Raw genomic sequence first — 17,560 nt, 5'->3', positions numbered from 1 at the left:
CAACCGGGCGTGAAAAGGAAATCGAATGGCCGAATATGAACTGCATTGTTTTGGCGAAAGTGGACATTCCTACAAGGCGGCCCTGATGCTGGAGCTGTCTGGCTGCAACTGGTCGCCGGTCTTTCTGGATTTCTTCAACGGTGAGACACGCTCCGTCGAATTTCGTGAGATCAACGAGATGGGTGAGGCCCCGGTGCTGCGCCACGCCACCCGCACGGGTGAGGTGGTGCTGACGCAATCGGGCGTCATCCTGGATTACCTGTCCACGATCACGGGCAAGTTCGCCGCAGGCTCCGCCATCGAGCGGCGCGAGGTTCTGCGTTGGATCCTGTGGGACAATCACAAGATGTCATCGCAGGTCGGTGTGCTGCGCTTCATGCTCAACTACCTGCCTGAGGAGAAACGCTCCGACGATGTCATCGCATATCTGCGCGGACGGGTGAGCGGGGCCTATCAGGTGCTGGAGCAGCATCTGGCGACCGAGGACTGGCTGGTCGGGGACAAGCCGACCATCGCAGATTTTTCGTGCTGCTCGTACCTCTACTACCCCGAGCCGTTCGGCTTCGAGCGGGAGGACTGGCCGAACATCTCCGCCTGGCTCGACAGGATCGCGGCGCTGGACGGTTGGAAAGCACCCTACGACCTGATGCCGAGGAAGGCGTGAGCGGTCGCAAGCACATAGACGGAGGACAGCCATGATCGTGTGGTGGCTGCTCGCGCTGAGCCTTCCCGCGCTGTCGCTGGTGATCCAGCCCGCGCGTGAGGCCCGGCCCGACACGAACGACATGGAGCCGGAGAATCCGTTGAGCCATGCGGCGGCGCAGGTCATCGCGGGCATCGCGTTCACCTCCATCACTTTGCTGCTGCTGGTTCAGCACGGCATCATCTGGCCGGTCATCGCGGCGATCACGCTGTTGCTGGCCTACAAACTGGCCCCACACACCGGGGCCCTTAAAGTTTTCTATAGATGGCAACTGGCCATCGCGGTGTTCGGCACATTTGCTGCCGCACGCCTCTGGTATTTCTGGATCAGTTAAGGAAAGGGCGGATCATTATGACCGAAGCCTATATCTATGACAGCGTTCGCACCCCTCGGGGCAAGGGCCGCAAGGACGGCTCGCTGCATGAGGTAACCTCCGCACGGTTGTCAGCCGAAGTGCTCAACGAGTTGAAGCGGCGCAACGATCTGGCAACGGATGAGATCGAGGATGTGATCTGGGGCAATGTCACCCAGGTCGGCGAACAGGGCGGTTGCCTGGCGCGCACGGCGGTCCTCTACTCTGATTTCAACGAGCGTGCCCCCGGCCTGTCGATCAACCGGTTCTGTGCATCGGGCATGGAGGCCGTCAATCTGGCCGGCAATCAGGTTCGCGGTGGCGCGGGCCACGCCTATATCGCCGGCGGGGTCGAGATGATGGGCCGCGTTCCCATGGGCTCGGACGGGGCAGCGATCGCTGTCGATCCGTCGGTGGCGATGAAGACCTATTTCGTGCCGCAGGGCATTTCCGCCGATATTATGGCGACGGAATACGGTTTCAGCCGTGACGACGTGGACGCCTACGCCATGGAAAGTCAGCGCCGCGCCGCGATGGCCTGGGATGAAAACCGGTTCGAAAAGTCCATCATGACCGTGCGCGACCAGAACGGCCTGCCGATTCTGGATCGTGACGAATACATGCGCCCCGGCACCGACATGCAGTCGCTGGGCGGGCTGAAACCGGCGTTCAAGGATATGGGTGAGACGATGCCAGGCTTCGACGCCGTGGCCCTGCTCAAGTATCCGCATCTGGAGAAGATCAATCACGTGCACCATGCGGGCAACTCCTCGGGGATCGTTGACGGCGCCGCCGGTCTGCTGATCGGAACGAAGGAATTCGGGGAAAAGCATGGACTGAAGCCGCGCGCGCGCATTCGCGCCACCGCCAAGATCGGCACGGACCCGACCATCATGCTGACCGGCCCGGTTCCGGTGACGGAGAAGATCCTCGCCGATACCGGCATGAGCATCTCAGACATCGACCTGTTCGAGGTGAACGAGGCATTCGCGGCCGTCGTCCTGCGCTTCATGCAGGCATTCGACGTCGATCACGACAAGGTCAACGTCAACGGCGGGTCCATCGCCATGGGCCACCCGCTGGGCGCGACCGGCGCGATGATTATCGGCACCGCGCTGGATGAGCTGGAGCGTAGCGGCAAGGGCACTGCGCTGGCCACGTTGTGCGTTGCATCGGGCATGGGCGCGGCCACGATCATCGAGCGGGTCTGAGCTATGGAGAATGCGGGTGTCACCGACGTTCTGAACACGTTCCGCGCAGCCTTCGAGGCTGAGCGGCACGAGGAATGGGCCGTGCTGTACGACACCTCCGTCGTGTTGATGCGCCCGCACCAGACCCTGCTCATTGATGGCCCGCAGGAAATGCTGCCCTACGGGCGCAACGTGTATGACAGCTATGCGAAACTGGGCTTGGCCAAGGTGTCACTGACCATCCGGGACATCCGTGGATTCGATCCGGGGATCGTCCTGGCCGAGGTGACATGGCGCTATGCCACGGCCGAGGACGAGGAGCTGATCCTGCACGATTGCACCTACGGCCTGCGGCGCCGCGCGGGCGGATACAAGATCGCGTTGCACATATCGCATAACGAGATTGTTCGCCGCCCGGTCTTCCTTGAAAGCTCGGCCCCGGAATTGCTGATCGGGGGCGTCTTCTGATGCCCCCCTACCCCTCTTTTTCCTCCAACGGGAGACAGTAAATGACCATATTCAACTACGACGTCGATACAGACGGGATCGCGACCCTCAGCTGGGATCTGCCCGGCAAATCCATGAACGTCATGACCCTCGAAGGTCTGTCGGACCTCAACGATGCGATGGACAAGGCGATCGGTGACGATGCGGTCAAGGGCATCGTCATCACCTCCGCCAAGAAGGACTTCGCAGGCGGCATGGACCTCAACATTCTGGCCAAAATGCGTGAGGATGCCGGCGACGAACCCGCGCGCGGCCTGTTCGAGGGCACGATGGAAATGCACAAGCTGCTGCGCAAGATCGAGCGCAACAGCATGGACGCCAAGACCAACAAGGGCGGCAAGCCCGTCGCCTGGGCCTCACCCGGTACTGCTGCCGGCATCGGGCTGGAAATCGGTCTGGCCTGCCACCGCCGGTTCGTGGCGGACAATCCCAAGGCGAAGATCGGGCTGCCCGAAATCCTCATCGGCATTTTCCCCGGTGCGGGCGGAACCACGCGCCTGATCCACATGATGGGCGTGATGGCGGCCTCCCCCCTGCTGCTGGAGGGCAAGATGCTGGCCCCCGCGAAATCGAAAAGCGCGGGCGTGATCGATGAGGTCGTGCCGGCGGATGAGCTGCTGTCGCGCGCGAAGGAGTGGGTGAAGTCCGCGACCGACGCGGATATCGTCAAGCCGTGGGACGCCAAGGGCTACAAGATGCCGGGCGGTGCCGCCTATCACCCCGCCGGATTCCAGACCTTCGTGGGCGCGAACGCGATGGTTCACGGCAAGACGCAGGGCGCGTTCCCCGCGGCCAAGGCATTGCTGTCCGCCGCCTATGAGATGACCATGGTGCCGTTCGACACCGCGTTGAAGATCGAGGCGCGCTGGTTCACCAAGGTTCTGATGAACCCGTCCTCCGCCGCGATGATCCGTTCGCTGTTCCTCAACAAGGAAGCGCTGGAGAAGGGCGCCGTCCGTCCCGATGGTGTCGATGACCAGACGGTCAAGAAGGTCGGCATCCTGGGCGCGGGCATGATGGGTGCGGGCATCGCCTATGTCTCCGCCATGGCGGGGATCGAGGTCGTGCTGATCGACCAGAAGCAGGAGAGCGCGGACAAGGGCAAGGCCTACTCCGAAAAACTGCTGGACAAGGGCATGAGCCGCAAGAAGGTCACGCAGGAGAAGAAGGACACCGTACTGGGCCAGATCACCGCGACCACCGATCTGCAAGCCCTGGCCGGGGCCGACCTGATCGTTGAGGCCGTGTTCGAGGATGTCGGCGTCAAGGCCGAGATCACCAAGGAAGTCGAGGCGATTGTCGGTGAGGATTGCATCTTCGCCACCAATACCTCCACCCTACCGATTACCGAGCTGGCCAAGGCGTCTGTTCGGCCCGAGCAGTTCATCGGCATCCACTTCTTCTCCCCCGTGGACAAGATGTTGCTGGTCGAGATCATCAAGGGTGAGCAGACCGGCGACCGGGCCGTGGCCAAATCGCTCGACTTCGCGCGCCAGATCCGCAAGACGCCGATCGTGGTCAACGACGCCCGCTTCTTCTACGCCAACCGCTGCATTATCCCCTATGTGAACGAGGGTGCGCGCATGGTGGCGGAGGGTGTCGAGCCTGCGCTGGTCGAGAACGCGGCCAAGCAACTCGGCATGCCGCTGGGCCCGCTGCAACTGACCGATGAGACTTCGATTGATCTGGGCTACAAGATCATGAAGGCGACCAAGGCCGCGATGGGCAACGCCTATCCCGCATCGGGTGCGGACGACGTTATCACCAAGCTGTACGAGGGGGATCGTCTGGGCCGCAAATCCAACGCGGGCTTCTACGACTATGATGAGAAGGGCAAGCGCGGGATGCTCTGGTCCGGCCTGCGCGACACGTGGGCCCCGAACGATGAGCAGCCCGATCTGATTACCGTTCAGCACCGCTTGGCGATGAGCCAGGTTCTGGAGGCCGTGCGCGCGTTGGAGGAAGGCGTGCTGATGGACATCCGCGAGGGCGATGTCGGTGCGATCCTGGGCTGGGGCTTCATGCCGTGGTCGGGTGGTCCGTTCTCCTGGCTGGACATTCTGGGCGCGGAAAAGGCCGTCGAAATCTGCGACGATCTGACCGCGAAGTTCGGAGACCGGTTCGAGACGCCCGCCCTGCTGCGCGAAATGGCCCAGAACGGTGAAACCTTCTACGGCCGTTTCGGACCTGAGGCGAAGGCCGCCGCATAAGTCGTTCATATTTAAGTGAAACAGAGGGGGGCGGAACCGCATGGTTCCGCCCCTTTCATGTGGTCATGCAGAGATCAGATTGGCGGGAACCGCGTCCTTAAACATGCCGCGCCGTCGGATAGGCGTAGGAGTTCTAACACCCCTCATCCGGTGTGAGGTCGATGGCGATAACCTCGATCTCGTTCGGCTCTCCTCGCAATGTCACGACAGCGGTATCGCCCACGCCCAGCCCCATCAGGGCGCGCGCGACGGGGGCGGTATAGGCGACGCAGCCATCGGTCGGATTCGCCTCATCCTCACCTGTCAGCTTGATCGTATGTTCGGTGCCGTCCTCGGTCGCGTAGGTCACGCGGCTTGCGAACTGGACCGTGTCCAGCGTCGTATCCGGGTGGGTCAGGCGCGCCGTGGCATGGCGGGAATCCCAGTATCGCAGATCCCTGCGATGGCGGGCCAGATGCACCTCATCCGGTCCGGCAGCAATCTGCGCCCGCAATTCCGCGATCCGCGCATCTATCAAGCGCAGACCGCGCGCCGTCACCAGATTGGGTGCGGCGCTGATTGGGTGCTCTGGCAAGATCTCGGGCCGCAACCCGTCGTCCTCCTTCACGAATGCTCGGCTCATGTTATCCTCCTGCACGCAACGATAGCGCGGCATTCGGGTCCGACCAGTCAGCATAGCGGATCCAGATATGGACCTGACGTTGTCAGCGCCGCTTGGCGCGAACGTGTCCTGCTCGCTCAGCGCATCCGACGCAGGAATTGCCCCTGCCCCTTATCAGTCCGCAAGGAATTGGGAGATGACATCAACGAAGGCACGGGGTTGTTCGGCGTGCAACCAGTGCCCAGCCCCCGGAATCGTATGGAACGTTGCCTCACTGAAATGCGAGGTGATCTTGGCGTGGTGCGCTTCGGTCAGGTAATCCGAGGCCCCGCCCACCACGAACAGCGCGGGGCCGGTGAACTGCCCGCTTACGTCCGGCCAACCTATAATCTTGTCCATGTCCCGTTCGAGGATATCCAGGGCGAGCTTCCACGATGGTCCGTCAGACAGGTCGAGGCTTTGCAGAAAGAACGCCCGCAAACCGGCGTCGGGCAGGACAGCGGCCAGACGCGCATCCGCTTCCGAGCGCCGGCTAATGCCCGTCAGGTCCAGATTGCGCATGATTTCTATGTGGTTGGTATGGTCATGCGCATACGCGACGGGCGCGATATCGGCCACGATCAGCTTTCGCACCTTCGCAGGTTGGGTGAGGGCCAGCATCATCGCGGCCTTGCCCCCCATCGAATGCCCCAACAGGTCCGCCTGCCCCCCCAGATCGTTTATCACGGCCGCCAGATCCGCCGCTATTTCGTCATAGTTGTGTGGTGACCTGTGTGGGCTACCGCCATGGTTGCGCAAATCGACGGCTACCACGTCGCGCAGATCTGAAAGACGTTTCGAAATGACACCCCAATTGCGGGCAGAGCCGAACAGACCGTGCGCAATCACGAGAGGTGGTTGGCCACTGTTCGCGCGCGCGGGGTGTACAATTCGATTTAGTTCTATGGAGGCCATTTTTGATCCTTTTTAGAAAAGCTTGCGTATACAAAGCTACTTACGATGATCCAGCCACACCACCAGGCTGGACGGAGGGCCAAGTCAGTTCCGAAACATGTATGAGTATGCGTGAAGAAGAGATGTCATGACTAGGAATTTTGAGATTCAAGGCAGCTTGCGACTGATTTGCACGACCGATCTGCACATGGCGATCGACGGGTCGCGGTTGCTGGCGGATGGGGTGGACAATGCCGGGCTGGCAGCGCTCGCCCCCGCCATCGCCGCGGCCCGGGCCGAGGTTAAGCATAGTCTGCTGTTCGATATCGGGGACGCATTTCAAGGCTCCGCACTGACGGATGATCTGGAGCCGGATGCTGCCCACCCCATGCAGCAGGCGTTCGACATGCTGGGCTATGACGCACAGACGCTGGGGAATCACGATCTGGATTTCGGACTGGATGCACTGGAACATGTGTTGAAGGGGGGGCGCATTCCAATGATATGCGCGAACCTGCTGTGCCCGATGGGGCAGCCGCTGTTCGATCCATACCGTATTCTGGAGGTGCCTTTCAACGATACGATCCTGCGCGTCGGCATCACCGGCGTTGTCCCTCCGCGTGTCATGCGCTGGAACGGGCACCATCTGCGCACCCGCGTCCGGGTCAGCGACAGCGTGGACGCTGTACGCGGCGTCCTGCCCGAACTGCGCGCCGCCGGGGCAGATATCGTGGTTGTGCTGGCGCATAGCGGGATCGTGCCGATAGATCACGCCGATCTGGATGAGCAGGCCGCCCTGCCCATCGCCAATCTGGACGGTGTGGACGTGGTTCTGTGCGGCCATCAGCATCGTGTTTTTCCCGGCCCCGACTTTCCCCCTGCGGATGGAATAGATCCGATAGCCGGCACGCTGAACGGGACTCCGGCGATCATGGCCGGATCCTCGGGGCAGCGGATCGGGGTGCTGGATCTCAGCCTGGCCCACGATGGCAAGTGCTGGTCGGTCTGCGCGCATCGGGCCAGCTTTCGCAGGGCGGCTCCTCAGCGCGATCCTGCCATCACCGCGATCGCAGCCCCGCATGTTGCGCGCACGCGGGCGCGGCTGGCCGAGCCGATCGGCAGGACGCCATATCCGTTGTGCACGGTCTTTGCCGCAGTGGCGGACAGTCGGGCGGTTCGCGCGGTACAGGCGGCCTATCTGGATGCCGGACGACGCGCGCTCGACACGGAATTGCCTCTGCTGGCGGTATCTTCCCCCTATCGCACGGGGGGGCGTTCCGGGCCCGAGGCCTATACCTCTCTGCCTGCGGGAACCCTGTATCACAGCGCGATTTCCGATCTGTGCCCGTTCGCCAACCGGATCATCGCGGTTGAGGCGACAGGGGCGCAGATGATTGATTGGCTGGAAATGGCGAGCCTGCATCTGGGGCATCTGCATTCCGACCAGCCGACGCAACCGCTGATAAATCCTGAAATGCCGGGCTATAATTTCGATGCGGCGCTGGGGCTGACATACCGGATAGACCCGACGCAACCGCCGCGTTTTTGCGTCTCCGGTGCGCTGATCGACCCGTCCGCGCGCCGCATCGTCGATATCCGTCACGGTGGCGCACCGCTGGATCCTGCGCAACGCTTCGCTGTCATCACAAGCAGCTACCGGGTGTCTGGCGGCGGAAACTTCCCCGGATTGAGCGATTTGCGCATTCTGCATGACGGGATCGGCACGATGAGCGATCTGGTAACCCGCTGGATCAGCGCCAGCCCTGACGGAATAGAGGTGCCGCCACCCTCGTGGCAGCTGAGCCCATCCAGTACGGTCCGCGCGACATATCGAACCGGTGCGGGGCGCCCTTCGCAGGACGTTCTGCCGCACCAACTGGTCAGCGCGGGTGTCACGGCCGAGGGCTGGCATGACTGGGATGTCACCCTGAATCCGCTTGAAGACTGAGGTCAGGCCGCCTGCGCGATCACATTGAGCGCGGCGGTGATGCCGTCGCCGTGGGGGATGTCGAGCGCCTTCATCCCCGCCTCGATACAGGCGAGGGTTCCCAGCAGGGAATGCGCGTTCAGGTGGCCCATATGGCCGATGCGAAACAGCCCGGCACCGCGCGTCTGCGTCATGTCGAGACCCAATCCGATGCCCAGCGTGACGCCGGCCTTCTTCTCACACCAATCGCGCAGGGGGGCGGCATCATGACCCTCCATCAGGAACGTCGTGACGGACACCGCGCGGTTCGCCTCATCCCGAACGTTCGGGCGAACGACGCCACCCTCGGCCCATTTGTCCCCTGCCGCCCAGACCGCGCGCGCCAGAACCCGGTGGCGCGCCCATGCGGCCCTGACGCCTTCCTCATGCACCAGCATGGTCAATGCCTCACGCAGGCCGTACAGATGATGGGTCGGGGCGGTGCCGCAAAATCTGTTATAGAATACCTCCGGCGTGGCGCGGAGGGACCAGTCCCAATAGCCGGTACGACAATCCGCGCTCTGCCAGGCATAGGCGGCGCGCGGTCCGAAGAACACGAAGGCCATGCCAGCCGGGGTCATCAACCCCTTTTGCGAGCCTGTGATTGCGACATCCACGTTCCAATTATCCATTTCGAACGGTTCACAGCCCATACTGGCGATGCAATCGACCATGAACAGCGCATCGTGACCCGTCTGACGGATCGCGGCACCCAGCGCCTCGATATCGTTGCGGATCGAGGTCGCCGTGTCGGTCTGCACGCACAGAACGGCCTTAATACGGCCATTGTCGGCCCGCAACGCTTCGGCCACACGTGCAGGATCGATCGGCCCGTCAGTGCCGAAATCGATCATGTCAGAGGTCACGCCCAGCCTGTGAGCCATGCCGCGCCAGCCCTGCGCGAACCGGCCCGTTGCCAGAACCAGAACGTGATCGCCCCGGCTCAGCACATTGGTCAGCGCCGCCTCCCATCCGCCATGGCCGTTCGCGATATACATCGCGACGTCGTGCCGGGTGCAGGCCACTGTTTTGAGATCCTCGACAATGCCGGGCACCATATCGATCAGTTCGCCATCATAGATGTTGGGGGAGCCGCGATGCATCGTCCGCAAAACACGCTCCGGTGCCGGGCTGGGGCCGGGAATGGCGAGCATCTGTTGTCCGAAAGCAAGGGTCATGGCGGCCTCCTGATAGCTGAGCGGATCAGACTGCCGCGCGGCGTTTCTGTCCAGTCCGCCACCGCGCCTTTTTCGTATCAGGTACAATCACACGCGGTCACCCGCGGTCAAAATACCCGCGCAGGATGCGGCCATAAATCGTCTTGAGCTGCACGATGTGTTCGACACGCACATGTTCATCCACCTGATGCATGGACTGTCCCACCAGCCCGAATTCGACGACAGGGCAATGGCCCCTGACGAAGCGCGCATCCGAGGTGCCGCCGCTGGTGGACAGCACCGGGTTGAGGCCCGTCTGCGCCGTGACCGCTTGACCGATCAGGTCGGATAATTCGCCGGGGGGGGTTACGAAACTCTCGCCCGACACCTTGATCCGCAGGTCGAGGGTGATGCCGGTATCCGCCTCGATCCGCTGCGCCTCCTCCTGCAACCACGCGCTCAGATCGCGGCTGTGATGCGCATCGTTGAAGCGGATGTTCACGCAGGCCGTCGCCTGCGCCGGGATCACGTTATTTGCCGGATTGCCGGTATCCACCGTCACGATGGCCAGCGTCGAGGGGTCGAAATGATCGGTCCCGGTGTCCAGTTCACGGCTCGCCAGACGGTCGAGATATCTGACCAGCGGCGGCAGCGGATTCAGCGCCCGGTGCGGATAGGCCGAATGACCCTGACGGCCGCGCGCGGTGATCCATGCGGACATCGAGCCGCGCCGCCCGATCTTCATCATCTCGCCCATCTGTTCAGGGCATGTCGGCTCCCCCACCAGACAGTGATCCATCGTCTCACCGTTATCCTGCATCCAGTCGAGGATGGCAGCCGTACCATCCACGCCGTCGCCTTCCTCATCCCCGGTGATGGCGAGGACGATGGAACCATCGGGCGGAGTGTCGCGCACGAAGTCGATGGCAGCGGCGGCAAAGGCCGCGACGCCTGATTTCATGTCGCAGGCACCGCGCCCGTACAGGATGCCATCCTCGATCCGGGCGGAAAACGGCGGATAGGTCCAGTCGTCCGGATTGCCCACCGGCACCACATCCGTGTGACCGTTGAAGCCGAAGGTCCGCCCGTTGCGCCTCTCGCCCCAGCGGGCGAAGAGGTTGGCGATGCCGTTGCGATCGCAACGCTGCGTTGCAAAGCCTGCCTCGCTCAACAATTGGTCCATGACTTCTATGGCGCCGCCTTCCTCGGGCGTGACCGAGGGGCAGCGGATCAGTTGTTGCGTCAGGGCGACGGGATCGACGCTCATTCGCGCAAATCCGTCGTGTCGAGGCGCAGCAGGCCAAACGTGCCGTCCGCCTGCAATTGCCAGATCAGATACCCGCCACCGAGCAGCGTTTCACCCTCGCTGACCTGCCAATCGACAGCCAGGACGGTGCCGGGATAGTCCGGCTGCTCATGATACCAGGTCAGACGCAGCACGCGGCGCGGCGCGCCGAAATCAGCGGTGGGGCCGACGGCAGCGGCAAATTGTTCCATCGTCACGGCCCGGCGCAGCGCGGGTGTGGCCAGTCCGTAGGCAATCGCCAGATCGCCCCGGTCGAGCGCGGCCCAGAACGCCGCCGTCGCCCCCAGTGCCGCGCTGGTCATGTCGCGGCTGGGCGTGAACTCCCCCACGATGCGTTGGTCGATGCCGTCCTGCGCATGGGCGACGGTCACGGGGGCCAGCGCGAGCAATGCCGCGCAAAGTGTCTTGCGTATCATTCCAGTTCCAATCCCATCAGGTCCGCCGCGATTTCCACCACATCCTCGGGCGATCCGGCCAGTCCGTCCGCCTCGGCCATGTGCAGCTCCTCCGGCTCCGCGAATCCCCACAGCGCGCCGATGGTGGGAATGTCGTTGTTGCGCGCCCCGTCGATATCGTGCCGACGGTCGCCCAGCACGATGCAGCGCGCAGGATCATGCCCGGTTTCGTTCAACGCGAAGGCGTAGAGCGAGGTCTTGTCGGAATTCTCACCGCTGATTTCGGAGCCGAAGATGCGATCCACATGCACGTCGAGGCCGAGCGCCTCCGCCTGCCGTTCCGCCACCGGCGTGGGCAGGACGGAGGTGATGTAGATCGCCACCTCCAGATCGCGGAACAGGTCAATCATCTCTCCCACGTCGTCCTGCAACAGAACGTCGCTGACCCCGCCCACCATATAGGCGGCGTAGAAATCCGTCACCGCGTCCCCGATATCCGCGCCCGGTCCCAGCAACACTTCGAGAACCTCGAAGATCGGCAGGCCGATGGTCCAGCCCAGTTCGGCCCGCGACGGCGCATCGACACCTTGTGATTTCAGCGCCAGCCCCAGCGCAGGGAACCACCCATCGGAGGGATCGGCCAATGTGCCGTCAAGGTCGAGAAAGATGGCCTGCATGTCGTACTCCCCGTAAACCTGCCCCAGACCTATGCCCCACGCCGCGCGCGGGCAAGCCTCGGTCGCAGGCAAATACGGGCGGTCAGCAAGGGCTCAGTAGGGAACAGGCCACTTTCGATGCAACGTCGCAATCCCGTCCAGCACCGCATCGCTCAACGTCAGATTGACCGCGTCCAGCGCGATATCCAGTTGTGCCAGCGACGTCGCGCCGATGATCGTCGAGGCCATGAACGGACGAGAGATGCAGAACGCCAGCGCCATCTGCACCGGGTCCAGATCGTGCGATCTGGCAAGCGCCACGTAATCATCCGCCGCGTCGAGCGTGTGGTCATTCATGCGCCCGCCCAACCCCTCGGCCGAGACATCGCGCCGGGATCCCTTCGGAATGACATCGTCGGAATATTTCCCGCTCAGCAAACCGCAGGCAAGCGGCGAATATGCCAGCAGACCCACCTGTTCGTGATGCGACAGTTCCGCCATATCCAGATCATGGTGGCGGTACATCAGGGAATATTCGTTCTGAACGCTCACGACACGCGGGAAGCCCTCTTCGCGCGCGATCCGCAACATTCTCGCGATGCCCCACGTGGTGTCGTTGGACACGCCGATCCAGCGGATACGACCCTGCTCCACCTGTTCGCTCAACGCCTCCAGCATCCGGCGCAGATCGTCGTCCACGTCCTGACGGTCCTGATCCGAGGGGTCATAGGCCCATTGCTTGCGGAAATGGAAATGCCCCCGGTTCGGCCAATGCGTCTGATACAAATCGATCGTGTCCACGTTCAACCGGCTCCGCGAGCCCTCGATGGCATCGGTCAGCGATGCGGGGGTGATCGGCGCCCTGTCGCGCAGATGGGCAAATCCGGCACCGACGATTTTCGTGGCGACGATCACCTCGTCACGGCGTGCGGTCTTCTTCAGCCATGATCCGATGATACGCTCGGTCTGGCCGCAGGTTTCCGCCTTGACCGGCGTTGTGGGATACATCTCCGCCGTATCGATGAAGTTGACGCCCCGCTCCAAGGCGCGGTCGATCTGGGCGTGGCCCTGCGCCTCGTCGTTCTGGCTGCCCCATGTCATGGAGCCGAGACAAATTTCACTGACGTCGAGATCCGACGTGCCGAGGCGATTTCGTTTCATGGGAATGTCCTTGTTCTGTCCGGGCGGCACATAGCGCCACCCCCAACGGGGTCAAAGCCGGTGGGCAAGACGATCAGTCGTAATAGGGTGTCATCTGCGCGATGACGACCGCGTTCTCCGCCAGAGCCCGGTCCATCAACGCGCGTTCCTCCGCGTCGATCTCATGGCCCTCGGCCTCCCGCTCCTCTGGTGTGCCATAGCCGGTCACGTCCAGCGGCGACAGGCCCGCCTGTTTCAGCAGAGCGACCGCTTCGCGCACGGCCTCGGCCTCATCCACGCCGGACGAATACAGCATCATCGCGCCGCCCGTTGCCTTCTTGGGCAAGTCGTCCTCGGGCGAGCGTCCGATTTCCACCAGCAAGGTATAGACCTGCTGGCGGCTTTCTTTCTTAGCCATTCTTCTGTCCCCAAATATCCCCGCCGGAGGCGCCTCAGTCGCGCAGCAATTCGTTGACGGAGGTTTTGGACCGGGTCTTCTCGTCCACCCGCTTGACGATCACGGCGCAGTACAGATGCACACCGTTGCTCGATGGCATGGAGCCCGCGACGACAACGGAATAGGGCGGAACCTCACCGTAGAAGACTTCGCCGCTCTCCCGGTCCACGATCTTGGTGGACTGGCCGATATAGACGCCCATGCCCAGAACCGATCCTTCGCGCACGATGCAGCCCTCGACCACCTCGGAGCGGGCACCGATAAAGCAGTTGTCCTCAATGATCGTGGGATTCGCCTGCATCGGCTCCAACACGCCGCCGATGCCGACACCGCCGGACAGGTGCACGTTCTTGCCGATCTGTGCGCACGATCCAACCGTGGCCCAGCCATCAACCATCGCGCCTTCATCCACATAAGCCCCGAGGTTCACGAAAGACGGCATCAGCACCACGCCCTTTGCGATATAGGCGGAGCGGCGCACGATGGAGCCGGGAACCGCGCGAAAGCCTGCCTCGCGCCACTGGTTGTCACCCCAGCCCTGAAACTTGGACGGAACCTTGTCCCACCATGTCGCACCGCCATTGCCACCCGGAATGGTTTCCATGTCGTTGAGGCGGAAGGACAGCAGGACCGCCTTTTTCGCCCATTGGTTCACATGCCAGTTCCCGTCGCGCGGCTCCGCCACACGCAATGCTCCGGTGTCGAGGGCGACCAGAGTCTCCTCCACCGCGTCACGCACCTCACCCGTTGTGGTGGTGGAGATGTCGGCGCGGTTTTCCCATGCGGCGTCGATGGCGGATTCGAGCTGAGCGGTCATGGCGGTCCCTTTTGCTTGGTTGTCCCCTGCCCTATAGGCGAGGTGGCCGGATCGCGCAATCAGTCGCCGGGGACCAGCACGTATTCCGTGATCAGGGTGCGTTGCAGGAACATGAAATTGTCGTCCGAAATCATCGTCAGGCGCAGCTGCCCCTGCGCATCGCGCCAGACGTCCAGCCCTTCGGCATTGTCCAGATCGCTGACCGGGGGCACGTCGTATCGCATGTCGCTCAATTGCCCGTCCATAGGTGCGGGATCCATCGCGAAACTGCGCACCTGCACGCGAAAGCTGAACCCGGTGAAGTGCCGCTCCAACACGTAGAGCCGCCCGTCAGGCCCGACATCCGCATCCGTTGGCAGGAAAGGCGGCTCGCGCGGAATGCTCAGATCGGTATCCCAGACGCCATCGCGCAATCGGTAGATGGGAAAGGGCCGTTCCAGCGCGCCCGACCGTTCCGGTATGGCCAGGATCGCGCCCTCCGGGGTGGTGGTCAGCGCCTCGATCCCCGAATTGGTTTGCAGCGTCGCGATCCCTTCGGGCACCGCGACATCCATCGGCACGGCACCGATGGCATCATAGCGCCAGATTGCGTTGCGCCGTTCGAGCGAGATCAGCAGGTCAGCGCCCAACATGGCGAGGGATTCGGCGTCCGCGTCCTTGTCGAACAGCACCGTAGCGTCGGGCGCGGTCAGACGGTGCCGCGCCGTTTCATGCACTCCGGTCAGGCGGCCGTCGGCATGGCGGATCAGATCGGCCTCGATCAGCAGGCCCTTGTCGCTGACCGCGATCAGCGACATGCCGTCCGGTGCCATCAGCAATCCCGACAAGCCGCCGAAATCGGCCCCCTGCCCGTTCCATTCGATCTGGGCGCTGCGGCGGGCCGGTTCCGTGACCGAGCCTGCGACACCGCTGCCACAGCCACCGGCCAGAACCGCGAACAGCGCAAAGGTGGGGGCGGCGATACGCATCAATTCGCGATCACCATGCTGCATTGTTGCGGCAGGTCGGCCATGGTCAATTGGCGGCGCGGCTCGGGCGCAGGCGTGCCGGGGGCGGCGGGCGGTGGGTTCAGCGCCTCCTCCGATGTCCACCAGGCCAGCGTTTCGTCACAGCCGTCACCTGCCGGGATCGGAGCCTGATTTTCACACCAGTTCGCCCCCGCCGGGCAATTAAGCCGCACGTGGAAGTGATAATTGTGCCCCCACCACGGCCGGATCTTGCGCAGCCAGTCGCGGTCCGGGCCGGCGGTGCGGCACATCTCCTGCTTGACGGCGGCGGCCACGAAGATGCGGGCCACCGCCGGGTCCGTTGCCGCGGCACGCAGAACCGCCTGATGGCCGGGTGTCCAATTGGCGTTGACGCTGCGCTGATCCTCGGTCCGGACGGAGATCGAGCTGAGATCCTCACGCTGCTGCCGGGTCAGGTCCAATCGGGATGGCGGCAGCATCCAGATATCGGCGTCCAGCCCCATCTGGTGCGAAGCATGACCGCTAAGCATCGGCCCCCCGCGCGGCTGGCTGATGTCACCGACATAAATTCCGTTCCACCCGGCCTCATTCACGGCGCGCTGACTCAACCGCCAGATGAAGCTGATCATGTCAGGGTGGCCCCAGTTGCGATTGCGGCTCAGGCGCATCGCCTGCCATGTCGGGCCGGTTTCGGGCAATTGCACGGCCCCCGCAACGCAGCCCCGCGCGTAGGAGCCGTAGGGTTCGGGCGAACCGGGCGTGCCTTGCTCGGCTGTGCCGAACAGTTGGCGGGCCTCGGTCTGGGCCGAAGCGGGAACCGCCAACAGGGCGGCGATGGCAATCAGGACAGGTTTAAGCACGGGACATATCTCCTTTGGGACGCACCCAGATTAGCAACACGAGGCCCAGAACGAACAAGCCCACCACCGGCGTGACACCCAACCGTTGCGAGGATGTCACGTCGGTAACGAAGCCGATCAGGAACAGGCCGAGAAACGCCGTGGCCTTGCCCGCCAGACCGTAGAGGCCGAAGCTCTGCGTCATCACCGCCGGATCGGATGCCTGACGCACCATCAGGGACCGGGAGGACGCCTGCAACGCGCCCCCCGCAGCCCCGATGAGCGCACCCAGACCGAAGAAAACAAGCGTCGGCACCCCGCTGTCCGGCCCAAGGTCGACGCCCGCGAAGCTGGTCGCCGTGGTCAGCGTCAGGGTCAACGAAAACAGCGCCAACGACGCGGTGCAGAACACCACGACCGGTTTTGGCCCCAGCCTGCTGTCGAACCGCCCGCCGACCCACGCGCCCAGCGCCCCTGTCACATTGGCCAGAATCCCGAAAGCGCCCAATTCGATGATCCCGATGCCCAGCACGCCCGCCGCGTAGATACCGGCAAAGGCATAGAGCGCCGCCAGCGCATCGCGATAGAGCATCGACGACAGCAGGAACGTCATCAGCGAGGGGCGCTTGGGCAATTGCCCGATCATGCGGGCCAGTTCCTGCAATCCCCGCCGGGCGGAGACAGCCACCGGCTTGCGCTTCACATCGGGCGTGAACAGAAACAGCGGAATGATGAAGACCGTGTACCAGATCGCGGAAAAGGGACCGGCGGCGCGGCTGCCCTCCCCCATTGCGGGGTCCAGGCCCAGGATCGGCGCGATGCCCAGCATCGTCAGACCGGTCTCGGGATCGCTCGCCATCAACCCCAGCACCAGAATCAGCGAGACCAGCCCCCCCAGATAGCCCATGGCCCAGGCAGAGCCGGAAATCCGACCGATCTCACTCTCCGACCCCAGATCGGGCAGCATCGCGTTGAGGAAGATGAACGCCAGTTCGGTCGTGATCAGCGCCAGTGCGAAGGCCAGCAGAACGATGGTCGGATCGTCCATCCCCGGAGCGCCCAGCCACAGCGCGGCGACGGCCAGAACGTGCAGGGCCGACAGCCCGGCGATCCACGGCTTGCGCGGGCCGGACACATCGGCCATCGCGCCCAGGATCGGGGCCAACACCGCGACGATCAGCGCGGCGGTGCCGGTCATGTAGCCCCAGGTCGCCTGCGCCTGATCGCCGCCACCCAGCCCGAACTCCACAAAATACGGCGCAAAGACGAAGGTGATGCACAATGTATGAAACGGCTGCCCCGCCCAATCGGCGAGCATCCAGGCCCGTACACCGCGTTTGCTGACTTGCGCCACTGATGACCC

The 17,560-nt window shown here is 63.4% G+C and carries 18 protein-coding genes; 6 read left to right on the top strand and 12 right to left on the bottom strand.

Annotation, left to right across the window (positions count from 1 at the left end):
* Positions 1 to 25: 25 nt before the first annotated feature.
* Genes H1S03_RS02640 through H1S03_RS02620 form a run of 5 tightly spaced genes read left to right on the top strand, consistent with a single transcriptional unit; the run spans position 26 to position 4,962 of the window.
* Positions 26 to 664 (top strand): glutathione S-transferase family protein, encoded by a 639-nt coding sequence (locus tag H1S03_RS02640; RefSeq protein WP_185803014.1) that lies wholly within the window; start codon positions 26 to 28, stop codon positions 662 to 664.
* A gap of 31 nt (positions 665 to 695) precedes the next feature.
* Positions 696 to 1,037 carry a hypothetical protein gene (locus H1S03_RS02635; protein ID WP_185803013.1) on the top strand — a complete coding sequence of 114 codons (342 nt, stop codon included), beginning with the start codon at positions 696 to 698 and terminating at the stop codon, positions 1,035 to 1,037.
* Between the two features lie 17 nt (positions 1,038 to 1,054).
* The gene (locus H1S03_RS02630; RefSeq protein WP_166190950.1) at positions 1,055 to 2,266 is read left to right on the top strand and encodes an acetyl-CoA C-acetyltransferase; all 1,212 of its coding nucleotides are present in this window, start codon (positions 1,055 to 1,057) and stop codon (positions 2,264 to 2,266) included.
* A gap of 3 nt (positions 2,267 to 2,269) precedes the next feature.
* Positions 2,270 to 2,713, top strand: coding sequence for a DUF6841 family protein (locus H1S03_RS02625; RefSeq protein WP_185803012.1), 444 nt, complete (start codon positions 2,270 to 2,272; stop codon positions 2,711 to 2,713).
* Positions 2,714 to 2,754: 41 nt separating this feature from the next.
* Positions 2,755 to 4,962: a 3-hydroxyacyl-CoA dehydrogenase NAD-binding domain-containing protein gene (locus H1S03_RS02620; protein ID WP_185803011.1), complete on the top strand. Its 2,208-nt coding sequence runs from the start codon at positions 2,755 to 2,757 to the stop codon at positions 4,960 to 4,962.
* A 133-nt stretch (positions 4,963 to 5,095) separates the two neighbouring features.
* On the opposite strand, the gene H1S03_RS02615 is transcribed toward H1S03_RS02620, so the two are convergent.
* Complete coding sequence (locus tag H1S03_RS02615; RefSeq protein WP_185803010.1) at positions 5,096 to 5,584, bottom strand: GreA/GreB family elongation factor; 489 nt, start codon at positions 5,582 to 5,584, stop codon at positions 5,096 to 5,098.
* Between the two features lie 153 nt (positions 5,585 to 5,737).
* Positions 5,738 to 6,517 (bottom strand): alpha/beta fold hydrolase, encoded by a 780-nt coding sequence (locus H1S03_RS02610; protein WP_185803009.1) that lies wholly within the window; start codon positions 6,515 to 6,517, stop codon positions 5,738 to 5,740.
* Between the two features lie 127 nt (positions 6,518 to 6,644).
* On the opposite strand from H1S03_RS02610, the gene H1S03_RS02605 reads away from it, so the two are divergent.
* Positions 6,645 to 8,444, top strand: a complete 1,800-nt coding sequence (locus tag H1S03_RS02605; protein WP_185803008.1) for a 5'-nucleotidase C-terminal domain-containing protein — start codon at positions 6,645 to 6,647, stop codon at positions 8,442 to 8,444.
* Between the two features lie 2 nt (positions 8,445 to 8,446).
* On the opposite strand, the gene H1S03_RS02600 is transcribed toward H1S03_RS02605, so the two are convergent.
* The 10 genes from H1S03_RS02600 to H1S03_RS02555 all read right to left on the bottom strand — a co-directional run bounded on the left by H1S03_RS02600 (position 8,447) and on the right by H1S03_RS02555 (position 17,551).
* Positions 8,447 to 9,640: a pyridoxal-phosphate-dependent aminotransferase family protein gene (locus H1S03_RS02600; RefSeq protein ID WP_185803007.1), complete on the bottom strand. Its 1,194-nt coding sequence runs from the start codon at positions 9,638 to 9,640 to the stop codon at positions 8,447 to 8,449.
* Positions 9,641 to 9,737: 97 nt separating this feature from the next.
* Positions 9,738 to 10,886 (bottom strand): succinyl-diaminopimelate desuccinylase, encoded by a 1,149-nt coding sequence (gene dapE / locus H1S03_RS02595; protein ID WP_185803006.1) that lies wholly within the window; start codon positions 10,884 to 10,886, stop codon positions 9,738 to 9,740.
* A complete protein-coding gene (locus H1S03_RS02590) occupies positions 10,883 to 11,341 on the bottom strand; it encodes a hypothetical protein (RefSeq protein ID WP_185803005.1) in 459 nt (152 codons plus the stop codon). The genes dapE and H1S03_RS02590 overlap by 4 nt, the downstream gene beginning before the upstream one ends.
* A complete protein-coding gene (locus H1S03_RS02585; RefSeq protein WP_166190933.1) occupies positions 11,338 to 11,997 on the bottom strand; it encodes an HAD hydrolase-like protein in 660 nt (219 codons plus the stop codon). Before H1S03_RS02585 ends, H1S03_RS02590 begins: the two co-directional genes overlap by 4 nt.
* Positions 11,998 to 12,090: 93 nt before the next feature.
* Positions 12,091 to 13,137: an aldo/keto reductase gene (locus tag H1S03_RS02580; protein WP_185803004.1), complete on the bottom strand. Its 1,047-nt coding sequence runs from the start codon at positions 13,135 to 13,137 to the stop codon at positions 12,091 to 12,093.
* A 73-nt stretch (positions 13,138 to 13,210) separates the two neighbouring features.
* On the bottom strand, positions 13,211 to 13,534 hold the full coding sequence (locus tag H1S03_RS02575; RefSeq protein WP_166190929.1) for a hypothetical protein: 324 nt from the start codon (positions 13,532 to 13,534) through the stop codon (positions 13,211 to 13,213).
* Positions 13,535 to 13,568: 34 nt separating this feature from the next.
* Positions 13,569 to 14,390, bottom strand: coding sequence for a 2,3,4,5-tetrahydropyridine-2,6-dicarboxylate N-succinyltransferase (gene dapD / locus H1S03_RS02570; protein WP_185803003.1), 822 nt, complete (start codon positions 14,388 to 14,390; stop codon positions 13,569 to 13,571).
* Positions 14,391 to 14,449: 59 nt separating this feature from the next.
* Complete coding sequence (locus H1S03_RS02565; RefSeq protein WP_221892560.1) at positions 14,450 to 15,358, bottom strand: esterase-like activity of phytase family protein; 909 nt, start codon at positions 15,356 to 15,358, stop codon at positions 14,450 to 14,452.
* Entirely contained in the window at positions 15,358 to 16,218 is an 861-nt protein-coding gene (mepA, locus tag H1S03_RS02560; protein ID WP_185803001.1) for a penicillin-insensitive murein endopeptidase, read from the bottom strand. The genes H1S03_RS02565 and mepA overlap by 1 nt, the downstream gene beginning before the upstream one ends.
* The gene (locus tag H1S03_RS02555; protein ID WP_347339197.1) at positions 16,211 to 17,551 is read right to left on the bottom strand and encodes an MFS transporter; all 1,341 of its coding nucleotides are present in this window, start codon (positions 17,549 to 17,551) and stop codon (positions 16,211 to 16,213) included. Before H1S03_RS02555 ends, mepA begins: the two co-directional genes overlap by 8 nt.
* Positions 17,552 to 17,560 lie beyond the last annotated feature (9 nt).

It is taken from the genome of Pontivivens nitratireducens, from assembly GCF_014235845.1.
Taxonomy (GTDB): Bacteria; Pseudomonadota; Alphaproteobacteria; order Rhodobacterales; family Rhodobacteraceae; genus Pontivivens; species Pontivivens nitratireducens.
This window is presented reverse-complemented; position numbering and strand designations above follow the sequence as displayed.